Source organism: Plantibacter sp. 2H11-2 (assembly GCF_050031945.1).
GTDB lineage: Bacteria > Actinomycetota > Actinomycetes > Actinomycetales > Microbacteriaceae > Plantibacter > Plantibacter auratus.
In genome coordinates this window covers 191,374-215,023 of the sequence record NZ_JBNBBL010000001.1, presented here as the reverse complement: position 1 = coordinate 215,023, position 23,650 = coordinate 191,374, and the positions used below count along the sequence as shown (strand labels likewise).

20 protein-coding genes are annotated in these 23,650 nt (G+C 69.8%); 14 read left to right on the top strand and 6 right to left on the bottom strand.

From position 1 onward, the window contains the following. Positions 1 to 129: 129 nt before the first annotated feature. On the top strand, positions 130 to 2,334 hold the full coding sequence (locus ACQG07_RS00935; protein ID WP_426736909.1) for an acyltransferase family protein: 2,205 nt from the start codon (positions 130 to 132) through the stop codon (positions 2,332 to 2,334). Here ACQG07_RS00935 and ACQG07_RS00930 read toward each other — a convergent pair. Genes ACQG07_RS00930 through ACQG07_RS00915 form a run of 4 tightly spaced genes read right to left on the bottom strand, consistent with a single transcriptional unit; the run spans position 2,314 to position 7,452 of the window. After that, a complete protein-coding gene (locus ACQG07_RS00930) occupies positions 2,314 to 3,987 on the bottom strand; it encodes a dipeptide ABC transporter ATP-binding protein (RefSeq protein ID WP_426736908.1) in 1,674 nt (557 codons plus the stop codon). The two genes, ACQG07_RS00935 and ACQG07_RS00930, sit on opposite strands and share 21 nt — an antisense overlap. Next, positions 3,984 to 4,862, bottom strand: a complete 879-nt coding sequence (locus tag ACQG07_RS00925; protein ID WP_124769182.1) for an ABC transporter permease — start codon at positions 4,860 to 4,862, stop codon at positions 3,984 to 3,986. Before ACQG07_RS00925 ends, ACQG07_RS00930 begins: the two co-directional genes overlap by 4 nt. After that, complete coding sequence (locus ACQG07_RS00920) at positions 4,859 to 5,836, bottom strand: ABC transporter permease (RefSeq protein WP_274499804.1); 978 nt, start codon at positions 5,834 to 5,836, stop codon at positions 4,859 to 4,861. The genes ACQG07_RS00925 and ACQG07_RS00920 overlap by 4 nt, the downstream gene beginning before the upstream one ends. After that, entirely contained in the window at positions 5,833 to 7,452 is a 1,620-nt protein-coding gene (locus ACQG07_RS00915; protein WP_241160870.1) for an ABC transporter substrate-binding protein, read from the bottom strand. The genes ACQG07_RS00920 and ACQG07_RS00915 overlap by 4 nt, the downstream gene beginning before the upstream one ends. Positions 7,453 to 7,660: 208 nt before the next feature. Here ACQG07_RS00915 and ACQG07_RS00910 point away from each other — a divergent pair, with 208 nt between their 5' ends. The 5 genes from ACQG07_RS00910 to ndk all read left to right on the top strand — a co-directional run bounded on the left by ACQG07_RS00910 (position 7,661) and on the right by ndk (position 14,078). Continuing rightward, positions 7,661 to 8,311, top strand: coding sequence for a TetR/AcrR family transcriptional regulator (locus tag ACQG07_RS00910; protein WP_079705719.1), 651 nt, complete (start codon positions 7,661 to 7,663; stop codon positions 8,309 to 8,311). Between the two features lie 239 nt (positions 8,312 to 8,550). Beyond that, complete coding sequence (ileS, locus tag ACQG07_RS00905; RefSeq protein ID WP_426736907.1) at positions 8,551 to 11,919, top strand: isoleucine--tRNA ligase; 3,369 nt, start codon at positions 8,551 to 8,553, stop codon at positions 11,917 to 11,919. Beyond that, positions 11,909 to 13,288, top strand: coding sequence for a bifunctional folylpolyglutamate synthase/dihydrofolate synthase (locus ACQG07_RS00900; RefSeq protein ID WP_426736906.1), 1,380 nt, complete (start codon positions 11,909 to 11,911; stop codon positions 13,286 to 13,288). Before ileS ends, ACQG07_RS00900 begins: the two co-directional genes overlap by 11 nt. Next, entirely contained in the window at positions 13,285 to 13,659 is a 375-nt protein-coding gene (locus tag ACQG07_RS00895) for a DUF4233 domain-containing protein (protein WP_064295611.1), read from the top strand. The genes ACQG07_RS00900 and ACQG07_RS00895 overlap by 4 nt, the downstream gene beginning before the upstream one ends. A gap of 2 nt (positions 13,660 to 13,661) precedes the next feature. After that, positions 13,662 to 14,078 carry a nucleoside-diphosphate kinase gene (ndk, locus tag ACQG07_RS00890; RefSeq protein ID WP_079705723.1) on the top strand — a complete coding sequence of 139 codons (417 nt, stop codon included), beginning with the start codon at positions 13,662 to 13,664 and terminating at the stop codon, positions 14,076 to 14,078. Between the two features lie 87 nt (positions 14,079 to 14,165). Here ndk and ACQG07_RS00885 read toward each other — a convergent pair whose 3' ends face one another. Continuing rightward, positions 14,166 to 14,765: a vitamin K epoxide reductase family protein gene (locus ACQG07_RS00885; protein WP_159878484.1), complete on the bottom strand. Its 600-nt coding sequence runs from the start codon at positions 14,763 to 14,765 to the stop codon at positions 14,166 to 14,168. Between the two features lie 312 nt (positions 14,766 to 15,077). Here ACQG07_RS00885 and ACQG07_RS00880 point away from each other — a divergent pair, with 312 nt between their 5' ends. After that, complete coding sequence (locus tag ACQG07_RS00880) at positions 15,078 to 17,492, top strand: Rne/Rng family ribonuclease (RefSeq protein WP_426736905.1); 2,415 nt, start codon at positions 15,078 to 15,080, stop codon at positions 17,490 to 17,492. Positions 17,493 to 17,502: 10 nt separating this feature from the next. On the opposite strand, the gene ACQG07_RS00875 is transcribed toward ACQG07_RS00880, so the two are convergent. Beyond that, positions 17,503 to 17,793 (bottom strand): DUF4031 domain-containing protein, encoded by a 291-nt coding sequence (locus ACQG07_RS00875; RefSeq protein ID WP_064295598.1) that lies wholly within the window; start codon positions 17,791 to 17,793, stop codon positions 17,503 to 17,505. Positions 17,794 to 18,128: 335 nt separating this feature from the next. On the opposite strand from ACQG07_RS00875, the gene rplU reads away from it, so the two are divergent. From rplU to nadD, 7 genes are all read left to right on the top strand, one after another. Beyond that, the gene (gene rplU / locus ACQG07_RS00870) at positions 18,129 to 18,437 is read left to right on the top strand and encodes a 50S ribosomal protein L21 (protein WP_079002324.1); all 309 of its coding nucleotides are present in this window, start codon (positions 18,129 to 18,131) and stop codon (positions 18,435 to 18,437) included. 20 nt (positions 18,438 to 18,457) lie between these two features. Continuing rightward, positions 18,458 to 18,715, top strand: a complete 258-nt coding sequence (rpmA, locus tag ACQG07_RS00865) for a 50S ribosomal protein L27 (RefSeq protein WP_056006626.1) — start codon at positions 18,458 to 18,460, stop codon at positions 18,713 to 18,715. 91 nt (positions 18,716 to 18,806) lie between these two features. After that, the gene (gene obgE, locus ACQG07_RS00860; RefSeq protein WP_079705726.1) at positions 18,807 to 20,381 is read left to right on the top strand and encodes a GTPase ObgE; all 1,575 of its coding nucleotides are present in this window, start codon (positions 18,807 to 18,809) and stop codon (positions 20,379 to 20,381) included. After that, positions 20,378 to 21,157, top strand: coding sequence for a glutamate 5-kinase (proB, locus tag ACQG07_RS00855; RefSeq protein WP_079002325.1), 780 nt, complete (start codon positions 20,378 to 20,380; stop codon positions 21,155 to 21,157). Before obgE ends, proB begins: the two co-directional genes overlap by 4 nt. Positions 21,158 to 21,199: 42 nt before the next feature. Beyond that, positions 21,200 to 22,468 carry a glutamate-5-semialdehyde dehydrogenase gene (locus ACQG07_RS00850; protein WP_274499808.1) on the top strand — a complete coding sequence of 423 codons (1,269 nt, stop codon included), beginning with the start codon at positions 21,200 to 21,202 and terminating at the stop codon, positions 22,466 to 22,468. Between the two features lie 49 nt (positions 22,469 to 22,517). Next, positions 22,518 to 22,727, top strand: coding sequence for a hypothetical protein (locus ACQG07_RS00845; RefSeq protein WP_124769192.1), 210 nt, complete (start codon positions 22,518 to 22,520; stop codon positions 22,725 to 22,727). Further along, complete coding sequence (gene nadD / locus ACQG07_RS00840) at positions 22,678 to 23,355, top strand: nicotinate-nucleotide adenylyltransferase (protein ID WP_426736904.1); 678 nt, start codon at positions 22,678 to 22,680, stop codon at positions 23,353 to 23,355. Before ACQG07_RS00845 ends, nadD begins: the two co-directional genes overlap by 50 nt. Positions 23,356 to 23,650 lie beyond the last annotated feature (295 nt).

Sequence of the window (23,650 nt, the reverse complement as noted above, 5' to 3'; positions counted from 1 at the left end):
GCGATCTCCTGCTGATATGTGCGGCACCGTGTCTGCGTGCCTGAGTGTGTGGGAACATCCCATGCTATCGCAGGGGACCGGGAGGACGCCGGACCGCAGACCGTCATCCTCCGCCGATAGCATCGGACCGTGTCGACCAGAGCCGCCTCCGGCCCCGTGAGAGCCGACCTCCAAGGCCTTCGCGCCGTGGCGGTCTCGCTCGTCGTGGTGTTCCATCTCTGGCCGGGGCTCGTGCCGGGCGGGTTCGTTGGCGTCGACGTGTTCTTCGCGATCTCCGGGTTCCTCATCACGGCGCACCTCCTCGCCGAGGTCGAGCGATCCGGTTCGGTCCGACTCGGGCGGTTCTGGGCCCGGCGCGCACGACGTCTGCTCCCCGCCGCGCTCACCGTCCTCACCGCGACCCTCGTCGCGAGCTGGTACCTCGCGCCACTCGGGGACCTGCCCCGGTTCCTGCACGAGATCGCGTGGTCGGGCCTGTACATCGAGAACTGGGCGCTCGCCGGATCCGCGATCGACTACCTCGCGGCGGAGGACGCTCCGTCGCCCGTGCAGCACTTCTGGTCGCTGTCGGTCGAGGAGCAGTTCTACCTCGTCTGGCCGATCCTGGTCCTCGTCGCCGGCTGGCTCGCCGTGCGGTTCGCCCGACGCTCGGCTGAGACGACGGTGCGGCGTCGGGGCGTCGCGATCGCGATCGGACTCGTCTGCATTGCGTCGGCGGCCTGGTCGGTCGTCTTCACCGCGCAGGACCCGTCTCCGGCCTACTTCGCCACGACGACGAGGGCCTGGGAGTTCGCCGCCGGGGGACTGACGGCGATCCTGGTGGCCGAGGGAGCCCGGCGCGGGTGGGCGTTGCGGGCGGGTGGGCGCACGGTCGTCGCCTGGCTCGGGTTCGCCGCGATCGGGGCGGCTGCCGTCTGGTATTCGGGGGAGACGCCCTTCCCGGCGTTGACCGCGGCGCTGCCGGTGGGCGGGACGATCGCCGTGATGGCGGCCTGGGCCCCGGACGTCCGGTGGTCGCCGACCGCGCTGCTCGTCCGGGCGCCGATCCAGTGGCTCGGCGACCGCTCCTACGCCGTCTACCTGTGGCACTGGCCCCTCATCGTGTTCGGCGGGATCGTGCTCGCTCGGTCGGCGACCGTCCCCGAGCAGCTCGTCCTCCTTGTCATCACGGGCGTCCTCGCGGAGGTGACGACGCGGTTCGTGGAGCGCCCGATCCGGTTCGGGCGGATGGCCGGTTGGCGGCCACGACGGGTCATCGGCGCGACCGCCCTCGCGATGAGCGTCCTGTTGATCGCCTCGATCGGGGTGCTCCCCGGTGCCGAGGCGCGCATCGCCGCCGAACAGCAGCGCATCGAGACCCTGGTCGCGACTCCGTCGAACTGCCTCGGCGCCGCGGAGCTCGTCGATGCTGCAGCGTGTCCGCGCGACGACGGGGCGTCATCGGACGGCACGGAGGGCTCCGGTGGCGAGACCTCGCGCGACGGTTCCTCGGCGTCTCCCGGGGACGAGGCCCGCGGGGTCGTCATTCCTGATGCGTCGCTCGCCGACCTGCCGCCGGACCGCTGCATCACCGACATCCGAGCTGCCGCGTTCGAGGTCTGCGCCTACGGCGCCGGCGCGGAGCAGGCGACGAGGACGGTTGCGCTCATCGGGGACTCCCACGCCGAGCAGTGGTTGCCGGCGTTCGCGACGGCTGCCGAGACGAACGGGTGGCGGCTCCTCGTCGCGGCGAAGAGCTCCTGCCCGTTCAGCGACGCCGAGCGCACGGAGCCCGGTACGAGCGCGGCGGTGCTCGCCGAGATGCGCGCCGGGTGCCTGAGCTGGAACCGCGACGCCCTTGAGCTGCTGCAGGACGAACCGGAGATCGACACGCTCGTCCTCTCGGCGCGCGCCCGGAACCCGGTCGTCGCCGAGGGGGACCGCGACTGGCGGGAGGTGGCTGCGGAAGCCTATGCGGAGCGCTGGGCGCTCGTGCCAGCGACGATCGAGCAGATCGTCGTCCTGCGCGACACCCCGACGATGTCGGACGACGTGCTGGAGTGCGTCCGCGACGACGCTGATCCGGAGGACGGGTGCGCCCGGGACCGGAGCGACGCGCTCACGGAGGATCCGCAGTACGACGCCGCCCTCGCGAGCACCGACCCACGGGTCCGACCCGTCGACCTCTCGGACGCCCTGTGCACGTCCGATCGGTGCTCGCCGGTGATCGGCGGTGTCCTCGCGTACCGCGACCATCACCACCTGAGCTGGGTGTACGCCGAGACCCTCGCGCCCGTCGTCCAGGCGGTGCTCGACCGCATCCCGACGCCGACGTCAGGCGCCGTCGCGCCCTGATGCCGCACCGGGCGCGATGAGGCGCGGAGCGTCGGCTGCGAGTCGGGCGGTGTAGGGGTGGGCCGGCGCGGTGAAGACCTGCTCGGCGTCGCCATGCTCGACCACCCGCCCGTCCTGCATCACGGCGACCCGGTCGCTCATGTGCCGGATGACGCCGAGGTCGTGGGAGATCAGCAGGTAGCTCAGGCCGTGGCGTCGCTGCAGCTCGTCGAGGAGGTCCAGGATCCTGGCCTGGACGGTGACGTCGAGCGCGGAGACGGGTTCGTCGAGGATGAGCGTCGACGGTCGACTCGCGAGTGCCCGCGCGATCGCCACGCGTTGCCGCTGCCCGCCGGAGAGCGTCCGCGGGCGCGCGCGAGCCAACGAGGGATCGAGGCCGACGTCCGCGAGGAGACGGGTGATGTCGCGAGGTGCGCTTTCGCGTCCACGAACGGCGTCGGCGAGGATGGCGTCGACGCGCCAGCGTGGATCGAAGGAACTCAGCGGATCCTGCGAGACCCAGCCCAGACGGTTCCGTCGTGGACGACGCGCTCGCTCGGGGAGCTCCGACCACGGTTCGCCCTCGAGGAGCACGGTTCCCGACTGCGGCGCGGTGAGGCCGAGTGCGATGCGGGCGAGCGTGGTCTTGCCCGAACCGGACTCGCCGACCACGCCCAGGGTCGTCCCCGGTTCCAGGCGGAGCGAGACGTCGTCGACCGCCAGGATCGCCGATGCGCCGCGGCCACGCTCGAAGCTCCGGGTGACGGATCGGAACTCGAGCGCGGGTGCGTCCGATCCGGTCTGCGTCGTCGGACGGGTGCCCGTCGCCGGCTGTTCGGCCACCGGGGCCGCGTCGACCGGCTGGTCTGCGCTGAGGCGGGTCCCTCGAGCGCGGTCGGTGGGGACCGCGGCGATGAGGGCTCGCGTGTACGGGTGTGTCGGCCTGGTCAGCAGCTGTTCGGCCGGCCCTTGCTCGACGACGACACCGTGCTGCATCACGACGAGGTGGTCGGCGATCGACGAGACGACGGCGAGGTCGTGGCTGATCAGGAGGAGGCCCGCCCCGCGCCGCTTGACGTCGTCGAGGAGGCCGATGACACGTGCTTGGACGGTGACGTCGAGCGCGGTCGTCGGTTCGTCGGCGATGAGGAGGTCGGGGTCCAGTGCGATCGCCGACGCGATGAGCGCGCGCTGACGGAGCCCGCCGGAGAGTTCACCGGAACGTTGGCCGATGCGGGAAGCCGGGTCGGGCATGCCGACGGATTCGAGGAGTTCGAGCACCCGCCGGGTGCGGGCGGTCCGGTCGAGGTCGGTGCCGAGTCGGAGTGCGTCGTCGATCTCGTGCCCGATCGGTCGCAGGGGGTCGAGTGACACGAGGGCGTCCTGGAGGACGAGTCCGATGCGACGCCCGCGCAGGCGTCGCCAGGCCGATGCTCCGAGTCCGCGGAGGTCGATGCCGTCGAAGTCGAGTCGAGCGGCCGTCACCCGCGCCGATGCGCCGGCGAGGCCCAGGAGCGTTCTGGCGGTCACGCTCTTGCCGGAGCCCGACTCGCCGACGATCGCGACGCAGGTGCCGCGCTCGACCTGGAAGGAGACGCCGGAGACGACGGCGTCCCCGCTGCCGAATCCGACCGTCAGTGCTTCCACCTGGAGCAGTGGACTGGTGTCGCTCATCGGCCATCCTCCCGAGATCGGCGCTGGAGACCCCGGCCGAGGACCGTGGTGGACAGGGCGGTCGCGACGATCATCAGACCCGGGAACGCCGTGAGCCACCACGCCGTCGCGAGATAGGTGCGTGCTGCGGCGAGCATGGCACCCCACTCCGGCGCGGGTGGTTGCGCCCCGAGCCCGAGGTAGCTCAGGGCGGACGCCCAGACGACCGCCTGTCCGATGCCGAGGGTCGCGAGGACGAACAGCGGGGCGACGGCGTTCGGGAGGATGTGTCGGAACAGGATCCGGGCCGGCCCATGCCCGAGCACTCGCGCGGCCTCGACGAAGTCGGAGGAGCGGACCTGGAGCAGCTGACCGCGGATGAGGCGCGCATAGCCCGGCGCCGTCGACAGGCCGACCGCGATCGTCGCCGTGACGGGACCGGGCCCCGCGATGACGATCACGAGGAGCGCGAGCAACAGGCCGGGGAACGCGAAGAGCACCTCGAGGACGCGGCCCACGGCGAAGTCCGCGATCCGCCCGCCGACTGCGGCGATCGTCGCGAGGACTGCTCCGAGGATCAGTCCGATGGCCGTCGCGGCGACGCCGATGAGGAGCGAGGTCCCCGCACCGTGCACGACCCGGCTCCAGACGTCACGGCCGGACTCGTCCGTGCCGAACCAGTGCGTGAGGGAGGGCGGCGAGAACGCGGCCCGCGGGTCGACCGCCGTCGGTGACGCTGTCGCGAACAGCTGGGGGGCGAGCGCACAGCCGAGCAGGAACAGCACCACTACAGCAGCGACGATCTCGGGTGCGCCGAATCCCGACGACCGGCGCCATCCGCGGCGGACCCGGGCGTCGGCGCTTCCGGACGCCGGCGTGATCGCGAGCCCGCTCATGAACCGGACCGCCGGATCCGGTCGCGTGGGTCGAGCAGCTCCGCCGCGAGGTCCGCGAGGAACATGACGACGACGTACGCCACCGCCGAGCTCAGCACCACGCCGGTGACCACCGGGACATCGCGGACGGTCACCGCCTGGAGCAGCGTCCGCCCGAGGCCAGGCCGGGCGAAGATGGTCTCCACCACCACCGCGCCGCTGATGAGGTACCCGAAGGCCCATCCCGACAGGTTCACTGCAGGGACGGCGGCATGACGTAGGCCGTGTCTGAGCAGCAGGCCGGTCGTCGATTCACCGCGGGCGGCCGCTGAGACGGCGAACGGCGCGCTCCCAGCGTCGAGCAACGGTTCCCGCATCACCTGGGCCAGGAACCCGGCGACCGGGATGGCCAGGGTCAGCACCGGGAGGATGAGTCCGACCGCATCACCCGTGCTCACCGGTGGGAGCCATCCGAGCCAGGTGCTGAAGAGCGTGATGAGGACGGTCGCGAGCCAGAACTGCGGGAGCGATGCCGCCACGAGCTCGACGGCCGATCCGAGGGCCGCGGACACCCGCCCACCGCGGGTCGACCAGACCGCGAGGCCGAGCGCCAGGAGCCAGGCGATGGCGAGCGACGCCGTCGCCAGTACCAGCGTCCCGCCGAGCTGTTCGGCGAGCACCTGGGCCACCGGCGTGCGGAGGGACGCCGACTCGCCGAGATCCCCCTGGACCAGTCGGACTAGTTGCGCGAGGTACTGCACGAGGAGCGGCTGGTCCAGGCCGTACTGCTCGCGCACCCGCTCGAGCGCTTCAGCCGACGCCTGGGAGCCGGGGCCGCCGAGATAGGCCTGCGCCGGGTCGCCGGGGATCAGCCGGACGGCGAAGAAGGTGACCGTCGCGACCGCCCAGAGCACGAACACCGCACCGGCCAGACGTGCCCCGATCCGCCCGGCCAGGCGGCGGAGGTCGCGTCCAGAGCGGCCGACGGAGCTCACTCCACGAGCCAGGCGTCCCCGAAGACCGGCGTCGACACCGTCGGCAGCGCGCGGACGCCCTGCAGCGAGGTGCTCAGCAGGAAGTGGTTCTGCTGGTCGTAGAGCGGCAGGATGTAGTAGCCGTCGAGGATGATCTGCTGCGCCTGCTCGTAGAGGAACGCCCGTTCCTCGGGATCGAGGGTGTCGCTCGCCTGCTTCAGGATCTCGTCGAGCGCGGGGTCGTCCAGCTGGGCGTGGTTCGCGAAGTAGCCGCTCGGCGCCGGAACGATGCCCGAGGAGTCGTAGAGCACCCGGAGGACGTCCGGTCCCACCTTCGTGTACGGAGCGCTGACGGCCTCGTAGGCGTTGGATCCGAGCGCCTCGTACCAGCTCGAGAGGTCGAGCAGCTCGAGCTGCACGTCGAAGCCGGCGTCGCCGGCTCCGGCCTGGATCTGCTCGAAGAGCGACTGCTCGGCCGGGATCGACTGGTTCGTGCTGACGGGGAACCGTACGGTCAGCCGGACGCCGTCCTTCGTCCGCACGCCGTCCTCGTCCTTCTCGGTCCAGCCTGCCTCGTCCAGGAGCTTGTTCGCCGCATCGAGGTCGTAGCCGAACAGGCTCTCGTCGGAGTAGGCGGTGGCCTCCGCACTCGACAGTGGTGAGTAGGAACGCTTCGCCGTGCCGAAGAACAGGGACTCGATGCCGGCGTTCACGTCCGTCGACCGCACGAAGGCCTCACGCACGCGCTGGTCGTCGAACGGCGCCTGTCCCGCGTTCAGCTCGATGCGGTTCGAGGCACCGGGGCGGGGTGCGTCCAGGTCGACGATCGTCTTCGAGTCCTTCGCCTGCGCGATCGTGTCGGGCTGCGCGTTGTCGATGATGTCGACGTCGCCGCTCTGGAGTGCCGCGAAGCGCGACGCGGAGTCGGGGATGAAGCGCCACGTGATGCCGTCGAGGTACGCCGGCCCGTCGTTCGCGGCGTCGCCCGGTGCCGAGTCGTAGGCGTCGTTCCGGACGAGCGAGACGTGGTCCTGCTTCACCCACTCGTCCACGACGAACGGTCCGGTACCGACCGGCGCATCGCAGTTCGCGGCTTCACCGCGGGCGATCCCCGTCGGAGACTCCATCGCCGTCCACGGCTGCGACAACGACTCCAGGAGCGCGCTGTCGGGAGCGGAGAGGATGAACCTGGCCGTCGTGGCGTCGACCGCCTCGACCGACGCGACCTTGCCCACCGCGAGGTAGCCCGTGGACGACTTCGTCGCCGGGTCCTGCAGGTGCTCGATGTTCGCCTTGACCGCCGCCGCGTCGAACGGGGTGCCGTCGGTGAACGTCACGTCCGACCGGAGCGTGAACTCCCAGGTCAGACCGTCCTCCGACGTCGTCCAGGACTCGGCGAGCCACGGGATGATCTCACCCTTCGCGTCTCGGGAGACGAGCGGCTCGAGGAACTGTGCACTCAACAGGGCCTGCGGGTAGTTGCCGCCGACGTGCGGATCGAGACACGTGGGCTCGGCGTCCCCGCTGGCGTAGACGAGGGTCCCACCGGCCTTCGGCGTGCTCGACGCGGCCGGCGTCCCCGGTGCACACGCTGCGAGCAGGACCGCGAGCGGAACGAGCGCCGCGGCGACGCGCAACGGACGACGCGAGGACGCAGGGCATCGACGGGCAGGGGAGGGGGATGCGGGCACAGGGACTCCAGAAGGCGATCGACCGGGTGCTGAGGGCCCGGTGGCGGCGTCGGACGAATTATTGGACGCCGTCTCGGAACCAGCATAGAGCCTCGGCACCACGCCCCGACCCCTCACACGACGGCTAGGCTCACAGGCGGCGGAAGGAGCCCACATGGCACGACCACCGGCACGGAACGCCGTCGGCAGACCCCGACGATCCTCCCGACGCGTCCTCGAGGAGGCGGCCGCCGAACTCTTCCTCGAACAGGGATACCCCGGCACCACCGTCGACCAGATCGCGAGCCGCGCCGGCGTCAGCCGCAACACCTTCTTCAACTACTTCGGCTCCAAGAGCGACGTCCTCTGGGTCGACGTCGACGCCGCGCTCGCCGGACTCGAACGGGCGCTCGCCGCAGCCGGGGACGCCCCTGCGACGGATGTCGCCGACGCCATGCCGTCACTGCAAGCCGCGCTCCTGGGCATCGCCGAGGAGCGCTCGAACGGCGCCGTGCCCTGGGCGCTCACGCAGATCGAACTGATGGACACCGCGTGGGAGCTGCAAGCGTCCGGCCTCGAACGTCTGCTGCGTCTCCAAGCCGTGCTCCGGGTCTCGCTCGCGCGCCTCGCCGTCCGCGCCGACGAGCTGACCATCCGGTCCGCCGCAGCGGCGCTCGCCGGCGCGATCGTCGCCGGCGCCGGGGCATGGGCGGCCGCAGGTGTCGGCCGGGGCGAGCTCGGCGACTACCTCCGCCGCGCGATCGCTCCGGTGGTGGACGGGTACGGCCGCGCCCTCGCCCGGATCGACGGGCCGAGCTCCTCGTAGCCGACCCTCCTCGGAGTCGCTCCGCAGGCTGTACGATGGGACCATCGACATCGATCCGGCCATCACCGGGGAGTCCTCGGCAGAACAGCGACCGCTCAGCGGGAGCCCAGTAGAACCGAGCGGGTCAGGCCCGTCACAGCCGATGCAGAGCGGCCGTTCCAGTGGAGCGGCAAGCGGGGTGGTACCGCGTCGGCAACGCCGGCGTCCTCGCAGGACCCACGAGACCTGCCAGGAGAACGATGAGCTACCCGAAGTCCCAGGAACCGACCCCAGCCGAGTCGGGATCGAACGGCGCGGCGTTCGGCGTGACGCCGTCGCCCAGCTTCCCCTCGATCGAGGAGGGGGTGCTCGCCCGTTGGGCCGCCGACGGTACCTTCCAGGCCTCCATCGACCAGCGCGAGGGCGCTCCGGAATGGGTGTTCTACGACGGCCCGCCCTTCGCGAACGGCCTCCCGCACTACGGTCACCTCCTCACGGGCTACGCCAAGGACCTCTTCCCCCGGTTCCAGACGATGCGCGGCAAGCAGGTGCACCGCCGGTTCGGCTGGGACACCCACGGCCTCCCCGCCGAGCTCGAGGCGGAGCGCCAGCTCGGCATCACCGACAAGCGACAGATCGACGAGATGGGGCTCGCCGCCTTCAACCAGGTCGCACGCGACTCCGTCCTCCGCTACACGGAGGAATGGCAGGACTACGTGACGCGCCAGGCGCGCTGGGTCGACTTCGAGCACGACTACAAGACCCTCGACGTGACCTACATGGAGTCGGTCATCTGGGCCTTCAAGCAGCTCCACGACAAGGGCCTCGCCTACGAGGGCTACCGGGTGCTGCCCTACTGCTGGCGCGACCAGACGCCGCTCTCCAACCACGAGCTGCGGATGGACGACGACGTCTACCGTTCCCGTCAGGACCAGACCGTCACGGTCACCTTCCCGCTGATCGGTCCGAAGGCCGAGAGCCTCGGACTGACCGCCGTCCGCGCGCTCGCCTGGACGACCACGCCCTGGACCCTGCCGACGAACGCCGCGCTCGCCGTCGGGCCCGACATCGAGTACGCGGTCGTCCCGGCCGGTCCGAACGGCACCCCCGACGCCACGGTGCTCCGCGAGGAGGGCTCCGCCCACGCCGACACCGAGGTCCTCGGCGGCGAGTACCTCATCGCCTCGGCGCTGCTCGGCAACTACGCGAAGGACCTCGGCTACGACTCCGCGGCCGAGGCGCAGGCCGCCGTCTCCCGGACGATCGTCGGGCGCGAGCTCGAAGGCGTCTCCTACGACCGCCTCTGGGACTACTACGCCGACGCCGAGTGGGGCATGGAGCAGGCCTGGCGCATCCTCGTCGCCGACTACGTGTCGACCGAGGACGGCACCGGCATCGTGCACCAGGCCCCCGCCTACGGTGAAGAGGACCAGAAGGTGTGCGAGGCCGCCGGCATCCCGGTGATCGTCTCCGTCGACGACGGCGGGAAGTTCCTCCCCGAGGTGTCCGACGTCGCCGGTCTCCAAGTCTTCGACGCCAACAAGCCGCTCACCCAGCTGTTGAAGGCACAGGGACGCCTCCTGCGTCAGGCGAGCTACGAGCACTCCTACCCGCACTGCTGGCGCTGCAAGCAGCCGCTCATCTACAAGGCGGTGTCGAGCTGGTTCGTCCGCGTGCCCGAGTTCCGCGACCGCATGGAGGAGCTCAACCAGGAGATCACCTGGGTGCCGGAGAACGTGAAGGACGGACAGTTCGGCAAGTGGCTCGCAGGTGCGCGCGACTGGTCGATCAGCCGCAACCGGTACTGGGGTTCGCCGATCCCCGTGTGGAAGAGCGACGACCCGGCCTACCCGCGCATCGACGTGTACGGCTCGCTGGACGAGCTCGAGGCCGACTTCGGCGTGCGCCCGACCGATCTGCACCGCCCGTACATCGACGAGCTCACGCGGCCGAACCCCGACGACCCGACCGGCCGGTCGACGATGCGCCGCATCACCGACGTCCTCGACGTCTGGTTCGACTCCGGATCGATGCCGTTCGCCCAGGTGCACTACCCGTTCGAGAACCGCGAGTGGTTCGACTCGCACAGCCCCGCGGACTTCATCGTCGAGTACATCGGCCAGACGCGTGGGTGGTTCTACCTCCTGCACGTGCTGTCGACCGCGCTGTTCGACCGGCCGGCGTTCACGAGCGTCGTGAGCCACGGCATCGTCCTCGGCAGCGACGGCCAGAAGATGTCGAAGTCGCTGCGCAACTACCCGGACGTCAACGAGGTCTTCGACCGCGACGGCTCCGACGCCATGCGCTGGTTCCTCATGTCGAGCTCGGTGCTGCGCGGCGGCAACCTCGTCGTGACGGAGGAGGGCATCCGTGAGGGCGTCCGCCAGGTGATGCTGCCGTTGTGGAACACCTGGTACTTCTTCTCGCTGTACGCGAACACGGCGGTGCCTGGTGGCTACGACGCCGAGTGGCGCACGGACTCCACCGACGTCCTCGACCGCTACATCCTCGCCAAGACGCGTGAGCTCGTCGTCACGGTGACCGACCACCTCGAGGCGTTCGACGCGACCCTCGCGGCGGCCTCGCTGCGGGACTTCGCGGACGTCCTGACCAACTGGTACGTGCGTCGCTCCCGCGACCGCTTCTGGTCGACCGACGGTGGCGCCTTCGACCGCGACGCCTTCGACACGCTCTACACCGTCCTCGAGACGTACTGCCGGGTCGCTGCTCCACTCCTGCCGCTCATCACGGAGCAGATCTGGACCGGCCTGACGGGCGAGCGCAGCGTGCACCTCACTGACTGGCCGGAGCCCGAGGCGTTCCCGGAGGACGCGGCACTCGTCGAGGCGATGGACCGGGTCCGCGAGGTCTCCGGTGTCACCCTCGCCCTCCGCAAGCAGGCCGGTCTCCGTGTCCGGTTGCCGCTCGCATCGCTCACCGTGGTCACGCCCGACCCCGCGTCGCTCGCTCCGTTCGAGGCGATCCTCCGCGAGGAGCTCAACCTCAAGGCCGTCTCCTTCGCCGAGTTGACCGACACCAGCGGCACCGAGTTCGGCGTCACCTCGCGCCTCTCGATCAACGCCCGCGCGGCAGGCCCGCGCCTCGGCAAGACGGTGCAGCAGGCGATCAAGGGCGCTCGGAGCGGCGACTGGTCCGAGGTCGACGGCACGGTCACGGCCGGCGGCATCGAGCTCGTCGACGGCGAGTACGAGCTCGTCATGGAGGCGTCCTCGGGCGCCGCCGGTGGCGTTGCGCTCGCGCTCCTGCCCTCGGGTGGCTTCGCCCTGCTCGAGACCACGCTGACGCCCGAGCTCGAAGCGGAGGGACTCGCCCGCGACGTCATCCGTGCTGTGCAGGACACCCGGAAGGCGGCGGACCTGCAGGTGAGCGACCGGATCCGGCTGCAGCTCCGATTCGAGGACGACGCCGACGAACGCGCGGTGCGCAGTGCTCTCGACGTGGTCGACCTCGCCGGCGACACCCTGGCGACGTCCCTGACCTGGTCCGACGACGAGGCCCAGGCTGGAGCGTCGGGCTTCGCCCAGTCGTTCGCGGCCGGGAAGTTCGGCAACGCCGGAGCCTTCACCGTGACCGTCGCGCGTGCAGAGGAGACCGCCGATGTCCGATGACCTGATCCCCGGAGACGAGCTGTCCTCGGCCGATGCCGCCGACGCCGTGTACCGCGAGCTCCTGGAACGGCTGGGGGAGGCACAGCCGCAGCCGCGTCTCGGTGCCACCAAGCGGGCGCTCGAGCTCCTCGGCAACCCGGAGTCGTCCTTCGCGATCATCCAGATCGCCGGAACGAACGGCAAGACGAGCACGGCCCGCATGATCGAGAGCATCCTCCGCGCCCACGGGCTCCGCACCGGTCTCTTCACGAGTCCGCACCTCGTCCGGTTCACCGAGCGCATCGGGATCGACGGCGAGCGGATCTCGGACGAGGCCGTCGCCAGGAACTGGGACGACATCAAGCCGTATCTGGCGATGGTCGACGCCGAGCTCACGGCGGCCGGTGAGCCCGCGCTGACCTTCTTCGAGGCGCTCACCGTCCTGGGATTCGCCTGCTTCGGCGACGCCCCCGTCGACGTCGCCGTCGTCGAGGTGGGGATGGGCGGTGCCTGGGACTCGACGAACGCCGCCGATGCCGAGGTCGCCGTCTTCACACCCATCGACCTCGACCACGTGCAGCGTCTCGGCAAGACGATCGCCGAGATCGCGCGCACCAAGGCCGGCATCATCAAGCCCGGGGCGCAGGTGGTCTCGGCCGCGCAGCACCCCGACGCGCGTCAGGCGATCGTCGACGCCGCCGCGGCGGTCGACGATCCGGCCGTGTTCGAAGGTGAGGAGTTCGCCCTCGTGCAGGACGCCGTGGCGGTGGGCGGACAGCTCATCACCGTCCGAGGGCGCGCCGGCACCTACCCGGAGCTGTACCTCCCGCTCTACGGAGACCACCAGGGACGGAACGCGACGCTCGCGATCGCCGCGGTCGAGGCGTTCCTCGGCGGAGCGACCCAGCCGATCGCGGAGGACGTCCTCGCGGAGGGCCTCACCGAGGTCGCCTCCCCGGGGCGTCTGCAGCTCATCGGCACCGAGCCGACCGTGCTCGTCGACGCTGCGCACAACCCGCACGGTGCCGCGTCCTTGGTTGCCGCACTCGGCAGCTACTTCGACGTCGACGAGATCGCCTTCGTGGTCGGCATCCTCCAGGACAAGGACGCCGCCGGTATCCTGACGACCCTGGCGCCCGCCGCATCCGGCTTCTTCTTCACCCAGTCGGAGTCGGAGCGGGCGATCCCCGCCGAGGAGCTCTCGCGCCTCGCCGCGTCGCTCGACCTGCCGGCGTCGACCTTCGCCGACACGCTCGACGAGGCCGCTGAGGACGCACGGCGCTGGGCCGAGGAGGCGCCGCGCCGGTTGGTGGTGATCACCGGCTCGATCACCCTCGTGGGCGAGGCGATCGAGGTCGCCGACGACCGGGAATGGAAGGCGACCGCATGAGCGGCATGGCACGGAGTCGGGCTCCACGGAGCATCAAGCAGACCCTCGGATCGATCATCCTCGGCTTCGAGATGATCGTCATGTTCCTCGGCGCGCTCGTCATCTTCGGGCTGAAGGCCCTCCCGGCCCCGGTCGCGTTGATCGGCGGAGCGGTGCTGTGTCTGATCATCGTCGCGACGATCCCGCTCCTGCGATTCCGCTGGGGGTATTGGCTGGGCTGGGCGGTGCAAGCCGCTATCGTGGCTACCGGCCTGCTCGTGCCGATGATGTTCCTCGTCGGCGGGATGGCCGCAGCCGTCTGGACCTATGCGATGGTCCAAGGCGACAAGATCGAGCGTCAGCAGGCGCTCTACCGAGAAGCGAAGGATTGACCGTGGCTGTTGAAGAAACCCTGGTACTCGTGAAGCCTGACGGCGTCGCACGCAACCTGACCGGCGAGATCCTCCGTCGGATCGAGGCGAAGGGCTATTCGCTCGTGGACCTGCGCATGGTCGAGCCGGACCGCGAGCTCCTTGCCGCGCACTACGCCGAGCACGAGGGCAAGCCGTTCTACGAGCCCCTCGTCGAGTTCATGCTGAGCGGTCCCGTCGTCGCGATCCGCGTCGCCGGCAACCGCGTCATCGAGGGCTTCCGCTCGCTCGCCGGCACGACCGACCCGACCACCGCTGCGCCCGGAACCATCCGCGGCGACTTCGGCCGCGACTGGGGTCTCAAGGTCCAGCAGAACCTCGTCCACGGCTCGGACAGCGCCGAGTCCGCCTCCCGTGAGCTCGCGCTCTGGTTCGCCTGACGCACCGACTCCGCACGACGAAGCCCGCCTCCGATTCCGGGGGCGGGCTTCGTCGTACGCGTCCGCGGCCGTTCGGGCCGCCACCGGCTACAGGTAGGACAGGACGTCGAGGCGAAGCTGGGCGATGACCGCCACCACGAGGTAGCACCCGAGCGTCACCACCACGATCCAGGAGGACACGACCCCGGCGACGCGGCGGACGGCGGGGGACGCCGGGATGATGCCGTTCCGCAGGGTGAACGCGGTCACCGCGATGAACGAGGGGATCGTCACCGACCAGGTGACCATGCACCACGGGCACAGCGTGCCGAGGACGAAGATGCTCTGCGAGATCAGCCAGATGACGAATCCCAGGGCGCCGAGGAACCCGATGTTGAAGGCGATCCAGAACCACCGCGCGAACTGCGCTCCGGCGAGGACCGCGACGCCGACGGCGATCGGGGCGATCCAGGCGGCGAGACCGATGATCGGGTTCGGGAATCCGAGGATGGCACCCTGCCAGGAGTTCAGGTTGACCCCGCACTGCACGAGGATGCTCAGATTGCAGCCGAGCTGGGCGTTCGGATCCTGCAGGAGCTGGAACTTGTCGAGGGTGAGCGCGAACGCCGCGATCCACCCGATGACACCTGCGACGATGAGGAAGATGGCGAGGCCCTTGGGGCGCGCGTCGATGACCGGAGTTGACACGCCCTGATTCTCGCACGCCCGCCTGAACGGCGGCGGGACATGCCCGGGTGGTCCGTACTCAGGACCGTCGGCCCTGTTCGTGCGATAATCGTGGGGTGGTGCCCGAGCCGCGCTCGACCGCACGACACAACAGGCTTGTTGGGCAATGAGAGCCCAGGACCCGCCGGCACGTGCCGGCACGATCGTGAGAGCTCCGAGAGCCAGCGATCACACAGGATTTGCGAACGGCTGCACCCGCGGCCGCACGCACGAGACGAAGAACCGGAGGGTGGCGCGGCCACCGACCCGGCATAGGGGAGTACACCAGGAATGGTGAAAGAGCACACCGAGGATCCGGCCACGCCGGGGACCGAGCACGAACCGACCGACCAGCACCTCACGACGCCTGAGACGGCGGACGAGTCGGCCAGCACCGAGACGGACGCCCAGGCGGCCGGGCCCGACGAGCAGTCGGCACCTGCCGCACCGGTGCGTCCACCGACCACCATGCTGCTGTTCCAGGCGCCCGACCTGCCGCCGATCGTCCACCGCGATGACGAACCGCTCGAGGCGGAGCTCAGCTCGTCGAGGCGTCGCACGCGTCGTCGTGCCGGCGAGGACGGACCGGAGCAGGCCGAGCGGGGTGGCGACTCGCGCCCCGACACCCGCAACGTGGTCAAGGTCCGCACGCCGCGTGAGCCGGAACTCATCACCGAACCGCAGAAGGTGCGCGGCTCGACGAGGCTCGAGGCCAAGAAGCAGCGTCGCCGTGACGGACGCGACGCCGGTCGTCGTCGTCCGGTCGTCACCGAGGCCGAGTTCCTCGCCCGCCGCGAATCGGTCGACCGTGTCATGGTCGTCCGCTCCAAGAACGGCAAGACGCAGATCGGCGTGCTGGAGGACGGCGTGCTCGTGGAGCACTACGTCGCCAGGAGCCAGGAGGCGTCGCTCATCGGCAACGTCTACCTCGGCCGCGTGCAGAACGTCCTGCCCAGCATGGAGGCGGCGTTCGTCGACATCGGTCGCGGACGCAACGCGGTGCTCTACTCCGGCGAGGTCGACTGGGACTCCGTGGAGACGGGCAACCAGCCTCGCCGGATCGAGCTCGCGCTCAAGGGTGGCGACAAGGTCCTCGTCCAGGTCACGAAGGACCCGGTCGGGCACAAGGGTGCGCGCCTGACGAGTCAGGTCTCGCTCCCCGGTCGGTACCTCGTCTACGTGCCGAACGGCTCGATGAACGGCATCTCGCGCAAGCTGCCCGACACGGAGCGCGCCCGCCTGAAGAAGATCCTCAAGGAGGTCCTCCCGGAGAACGTCGGCGTCATCGTCCGCACGGCCGCCGAGGGCGCGACCGAGGAGCAGCTCACGCTCGATGTCACGCGACTGAAGTCGCAGTGGTCGGAGATCTCCCGTCAGATCGAGACGGTCCAGTCGCCGGCACTGCTGCACAGCGAGCCCGACCTGCTCATCAAGATCATCCGCGACGTCTTCAACGAGGACTTCCACAAGCTCGTCATCCAGGGCTCGGATGCGCTGCAGGACATCCAGAGCTACCTGCGCGGCGTCGCCCCCGACCTGCTCGAGCGGGTCGAGCCGTACGACGGCTCGGGCGACTCCTTCGTGGACTACCGCATCGCCGAGCAGATCGAGAAGGCGCTCGACCGCAAGGTCTGGCTGCCGTCCGGCGGATCCCTCGTGATCGACCGCACCGAGGCCATGACGGTCGTCGACGTCAACACGGGGAAGTTCGTCGGTTCCGGCGGCAACCTCGAGGAGACGGTCACCAAGAACAACCTCGAGGCCGCTGAGGAGGTCGTGCGTCAGCTGCGGCTGCGCGACATCGGCGGGATCATCGTCGTCGACTTCATCGACATGGTGCTCGAGTCGAACCGCGACCTCGTGCTGCGCCGCCTCGTGGAGTGCCTCAGCCGCGACCGCACGAAGCACCAGGTCGCCGAGGTCACCTCGCTCGGTCTCGTGCAGATGACGCGCAAGAAGCTCGGTCTCGGCCTGCTCGAGACGTTCAGCGAGCCCTGCGAGGTCTGCGCCGGACGCGGCGTCGTCGTGCACCACGACCCCGTCGTGAAGCACCGCCAGACGCCGCAGCCGGAGCAGCAGCGCCGGCGCGGCAAGGGTGGGTCACAGGGCGGGCAGCCGTCCTCGAACGGCCAGAGCGCCCAGCAGAAGCCGGCCGGACAGACGCACGGGATCACCGACGACGCGAAGAACGCGCTCGCCCTGATCGCGGCGCGCACGCTGCACCACGAGGAGCTCGCCGCCGCCGAGGCCGTGGCCGACGCCGTCGTGGCCGAGGCGCAGCACACGCAGTCGCAGCACACCGAGGCGCAGGGTTCCGAAGAGTCGGTCGCGGACGAGTCCACGACGTCACCGGAGGATCAGTCCGGGTCGCACGACGGTCGTCGGAGCCGGCGCGAGAAGCGCGAACCGCGCCGTCGCGGCGGTGACGGGTCCCGCCGGGGTTCTTCGGAGGAACGCCCCACCGAGGCGCCAAGCGAATCCGCGGCCCCGGCGCTGGCCTTGCTCGACCTGCCGATCGCACCCGTCGCCGACAAGCCGCGTCGCGCGGCCGTCGCGGACCCCGAGCACCTGCTCGAGTCCGTCCTCGACGCGCTCCCCGAGCCGAAGCAGCCGGGTCAGGGTCGCGGCCGCAGCCGCCGGGTGTCGACAGCTTCACTCGCGGGCGGACAGGCCGTCGGTTCGGACGGCGCGCAGCGTCAGGCCGAATAGTCCGGTCGCATCAGGACGGCGCGTCTCCTCGGGAGGCGCGCCGTTCGCGTGCGGTGATGCGCAAGCCGCTGGCGATGAGTCGACGGACGAGTTCGCCGCCGGTCACCGCGACAGCGCCGGCCGCCACGAGCGACGCATGGCGCTCGGCGGGGACGTCGTAATGGTCGAGGTCGAACGATCGCGGCGGGAGCCCGGTGCGTCCGGCGAAGGCGTGCAACTCCTCCAGGGAGCTGTCGCTCACCACGTGGGACCAGAGCGTGCCGTGCGCCGGCCACAGCGGGGGATCGATGAGCACCGTCATGCCTCCATCCAACCATCGAGCCTCTCGCGCGATTCCCGTCCGTGGTCGGACGCGCCGGGCACCCGGCCGGCGTTCAGGAGCCCCCGGGGTACACTGGTCGAGTGCGTCCGGTGTGGGAGCCGTGAGGAACAGCCTCGGTCACGAGGTTCTGTGCCCACTGGTTTGACCTGGACTGCACGATGAAGTAAACTCGACCGTTGGTGTGCATTGAGTTTTCAATGCCACGCCCAACGGTTTTCTGCCATCAAGGTGTCCCACGTGTTCGAGCCTTTCCGAGCAGTAACTTCCAGCAACAGTCAGTCGGAGCGTTTCGCTCCCCAAAGAACGGGTACGTAGTGGTTTACGCAGTTGTGCGCGCCGGAGGACGGCAGGAGAAGGTCGAGATCGGAACCATCGTCACGATGGACCGGGTCAAGGCCGACAAGGATGGCAACATCGAGCTTCCCGCGGTGCTCCACGTCGACGGTGAGAAGATCATCTCCGACGCGAAGTCGCTCGCGAAGATCACGGTGACGGCCGAGGTGCTCGAGAACCTCCGCGGTCCGAAGATCATCATCCAGAAGTTCAAGAACAAGACCGGTTACAAGAAGCGTCAGGGGCACCGTCAGGAGCTCACGCGCGTCAAGATCACCGGCATCAAGTAAGGCATCGAGGAGAAGAAGAGATGGCACACAAGAAGGGTGCGAGTTCCACTCGCAACGGTCGTGACTCCAACGCACAGCGTCTCGGTGTGAAGCGCTTCGGCGGCCAGGTCGTCCTCGCGGGCGAGATCCTCGTCCGTCAGCGCGGCACGCACTTCCACCCCGGCGCCAACGTCGGTCGTGGCGGCGACGACACGCTGTTCGCCCTCGAGGCCGGCTCCGTGCAGTTCGGCAACAAGGGCGGCCGCAAGGTCGTCAACATCGTCGCTGCTGCAGAGTAGCAACAACGTCTTTCCAGCAGGGGGCGGGCTTCGGCCCGCCCCCTGCTGTCGTACAACCGAGTTCCATGATCCAGAGAGGGGCTGAGCGTCCATGGTCACATTCGTCGACCGGGTCACACTGCACCTGCGAGCGGGCGGCGGCGGCAACGGCTGCGTCTCCGTGAAGCGCGAGAAGTTCAAGCCGCTGGCCGGCCCCGACGGCGGCAACGGCGGACACGGTGGTGACATCGTGCTCGTGTCCGATCCTCAGATCACGACGCTGCTCGGGTACCACCGGTCACCGCACCGGAGCTCCGACACCGGCGGCTTCGGCATGGGCGACCACCGCAACGGGTTCCAGGGCGAGACGCTCATCCTGCCGGTCCCTGTCGGGACGGTCGTCAAGGACGTCGACGGCGTCGAACTCGTCGACTTCGTCGAGCCCGGCATGGAGTTCGTCGTCGCTCCCGGCGGCCAGGGCGGCCTCGGGAACGCGGCGCTCTCCTCGACCAAGCGCAAGGCACCAGGCTTCGCGCTGCTCGGCACGCCCGGCTGGGAAGGCGACGTCCTCCTCGAGCTGAAGACCGTCGCCGACGTCGCGCTCGTCGGGTACCCCTCCGCCGGCAAGTCCAGCCTCATCGCGGCGATGTCCGCGGCGAAGCCCAAGATCGCGGACTACCCGTTCACCACCCTGCACCCGAACCTCGGCGTCGTCGAGGCCGGCGAGGTCCGCTACACCATGGCGGACGTCCCCGGGCTCATCGAGGGCGCCAGTGAGGGCAAGGGCCTCGGTCTCGAGTTCCTGCGTCACGTCGAGCGCTGCTCCGCGCTCCTGCACGTGCTGGACTGCGCGACGCTCGAACCGGGACGCGACCCGATCAGCGACCTCGACATCATCCTGGCCGAGCTCGCCGCCTACCCGGTGCCGGAGGGGCAGACGCCGCTGGTCGAGCGTCCGCAGCTCATCGCGCTCAACAAGATCGACGTCCCGGAGGCGAGGGAGCTCGCCGAGTTCCTGCGTCCCGACCTCGAGGCGCGCGGCTACAAGGTCTTCGAGATCTCGACGGTTTCGCGCGAAGGCCTCCGACAGCTCTCGTTCGCGTTGAGCGAGCTCGTCGAGGAGAGCCGCGCCCGCGCAGCCCTCGAGGCCGCCAAGCCTCGGATCGTGCTGCGCCCGAAGCCGGTCGACGACTCCAAGTTCACCGTCACGGTCGAGGGTGGCACCTACGGCAACCTCTACCGCATCCTCGGCGCGAAGCCGGAACGCTGGGTGCAGCAGACGGACTTCAACAACGAGGAGGCCGTCGGGTTCCTCGCGGACCGCCTGGCGAAGCTCGGCGTCGAAGAGGCGCTCTTCAAGGCCGGTGCCGTCGCCGGCGCGACCGTGATGATCGGCGCGGGTGGCGGTGTGGTCTTCGACTGGGAGCCCACACTCACGAGCACTGCGGAACTGCTGACGCAGCCGCGTGGGACGGACCCGCGTCTCGACGCGAGCCACCGCCCGACGCGCAACCAGCGTCGCGACGAGTACTTCGAGCGCATGGACGCCAAGGCCGAGGCCCGTGCCGAGCTGCTCCGCGAACGTGCGGCCGGTCTCTGGAACGACGACGAGGGCTTCGAGGTCGGCTCCGTGCCGGCCGACGCACAGCAGGACGAGGGTGTCACGACGGAGGACGACGACCGGTGACCATCCACCAGCGCAGTGGCATCCCGTCGGCGCGACGCATCGTCGTGAAGGTCGGGTCCTCCTCGATCAGTGGCGACAACGCCGGGCAGATCACTGCGCTGGTCGAGGCTCTGGCCGAGGCGCACGCCCGAGGCACCGAGGTCATCCTCGTGTCCTCGGGCGCCATCGCGACTGGGATGCCCTACCTCCGCCTCGACGCCCGTCCGAGCGACTTGGCGACGCAGCAGGCGGCTGCCGCCGTCGGGCAGAACGTGCTGATCTACCGGTACCAGGACAGCCTCGACCGGTTCGGCATCGTCGCGGGCCAGGTACTGCTCACCGCCGGCGACCTCGAGAACCCCAGTCACCGGAGCAATGCCCAGCGGGCGATGGAACGCCTCCTCGGGTTGCGCATCCTGCCGATCGTCAACGAGAACGACACCGTCGCGACGCACGAGATCCGGTTCGGCGACAACGACCGCCTTGCCGCCCTCGTGTCGGTCCTCGTCGCGGCCGACGTCCTCGTCCTGCTGAGTGACGTCGATGCGCTGTACACCCGCCCTCCGCACGAAGCGGGTGCCGAGCGGATCGAGGAGGTCCCGTTCGGAGACACCCTCTCGGGCGTCACCTTCGGCGACATCGGCTCCGCGGGCGTCGGCACCGGGGGAGCGGGCACGAAGGTGTCGGCCGCCCGGTTGGCCGCCGAGGCGGGGACGTCCGTCCTCGTGACGTCGACCACGAACGTCGCGTCCGCCCTCCGCGGTGAGCACCTCGGCACCTGGTTCCAACCAGCGTGACGCGGAGAGCGTCCACCAGACGCCGCTGAGTAGAATCGACGCATGTCGTCGCCAATCACCACCGTGCTGCCACTCGCGGATCGTCTCACCGCTGCGAAGCGTGCCTCCCGGGTCCTCGCCCAGGCGACCACCGCGCAGAAGAACCGGGCCCTCGAGGCCATCGCCGTCGCGATCGTCGAGGGCGCGGATGCGGTCATCGCCGCCAACGAGCGCGACCTCGTCGCGGGACGCGAGCAGGGCATCAGTGTCGGCCTGCAAGATCGTCTTCGCCTCGACCGGGGCCGCATCGACGGGCTCGCGGTGGCGGTACGCGACGTCGTCGCGATCGTCGACCCGGTCGGCCAGGTGGTCCGCGGGAGCAACACTCCGGACGGGGTGAAGCTCGAGCAGGTACGCGTCCCGTTCGGCGTGGTCGGCGCGATCTACGAGGCGCGCCCGAACGTGACTGTCGACATCGCCGCCCTCGCGATCAAGAGCGGCAACGCCGTGGTGCTCCGCGGCGGGTCCGCGGCGGAACACTCGAACGTGGTCCTCGTGGGGCTGCTGCGGTCGGCGCTCGAGTCCGTCGGCCTTCCCGGGGACGCGGTACAGACCATCGATGAGTTCGGTCGCGACGGTGCGAAGCAGCTCATGAACGCCAGGGGTCTGATCGACGTCCTCATCCCGCGGGGGAGCGCGTCACTCATCGAGACGGTCGTCAGAGAGTCGACGGTCCCCGTGATCGAGACCGGCGCCGGCGTCGTCCACGTGTTCCTCGACGAGAGTGCCGAACTCGACTGGGCCGTCGAGATCGTGCGCAACGCCAAGGTGCAGCGCCCATCGGTCTGCAACGCGCTGGAGACGATCCTCGTCCACCGCGCGGCGGCTGCGCGCGTGCTGCCCGCCGTGCTCGGCGACCTGCGCGAGCACGGGGTGCTCATCCACGCGGACGAACGTGCCAGCGAGGTCTTCGCCGACGTCGTGCCCGCCGTCGAGGAGGACTGGTCCACCGAACACATGTCGCTCGAGCTCTCGGTGCGCGTGGTCGACGACCTCGACGCCGCGCTCGAGCACATCGACCGATACTCCACCGGACACACCGACGCGATCATCACGAACGACGTGGTGAACGCCGACCGGTTCCTCGCCGAGGTCGATTCGGCCGTCGTCATGGTCAACGCCTCGACCCGCTTCACCGACGGCGCCGAGTTCGGATTCGGCGCCGAGGTCGGCATCTCGACGCAGAAGCTCCATGCCCGGGGACCGATGGGACTGCCGGAACTCACGAGTACGAAGTGGCTCGTGCGTGGTTCGGGCCACACCCGTCGGTAGTCGCTAGACTGGTATGGGCGTCACGAGGCGTCGCATAGAAGGAGAGATCATGTCGATTGCCGCGTCCGTCTTGGCCACCGCCGTCCTGGCTGAATCGGAGCACGCCGTCGAACTCGCCGCACCGACCTGGGTGTTCGGCGCGGTCGCCCTCGTGCTGTTCGCCATCCTCGGCGCCGTGACCTTCAGCTACCGCGACGTCGCCAACCGCCATGCCGACAAGGGCGAGTCGGCCGCCGCCCACGGCGAGCACGGCCACTAAGCTGTCCGGCGTGAGCGCGCCCGTCACCGAGACGACCACCCGTCGTCCTCGGATCGGGGTCATGGGCGGGACGTTCGACCCGATCCACCACGGGCACCTCGTCGCCGCCTCGGAGGTCGCGCAGCACTTCGACCTCGATGAGGTCGTCTTCGTCCCGACCGGCATGCCGTACCGGAAGTCGGGCGTGAGCGACAGCGAGCACCGCTACCTCATGACCGTGATCGCCACCGCAGCGAACCCCCGCTTCACCGTCAGCCGGGTCGACATCGACCGAGCCGGACCGACGTACACGATCGACACGCTGCGCGATCTGCGCCGCAAGCGTCCCGATGCCGAGCTGTTCTTCATCACTGGTGCGGACGCGATCGCCCAGATCCTCAGTTGGAAAGACGTCAGAGAGGTCTGGGACCTCGCTCACTTCGTCGCTGTGAGTAGACCGGGACACGATTTGAACGTTTCCGGATTACCACAGCACGACGTAAGCTTGTTGGAAGTTCCGGCCCTAGCGATATCGTCGACGGATTGCCGGAGCCGGGTGAGCAAAGGCTTTCCGGTCTGGTATCTGGTTCCCGACGGTGTCGTGCAGTACATCACCAAGCACCACCTGTATCGGAGTGAAGCCACATGACCGCGTTGCCAGAGGATGCGCCCCTGACCAGGCGACAGGCTCGAGCGAGCCAGCAGCCGTCGACGTCCGCTGACGAAGCGACGCCGGACGCTGCTGCACCACGGACACGACGCGCGTCGACATCCGAACCCGTCGCCGGGGGGGCGATCCCCGAGCAGGCCACGTCGCGCGACGAGAGTGTTCCAACGCCTTCGTCCACGTCACCCGCGCCGTCGTCGAGTGCTCCGGCATCCGGTGCACCTGCTCCGACCCCGACCGGTGGACTCACGCGCCGTCAGTTGCGAGAACTCGAGCG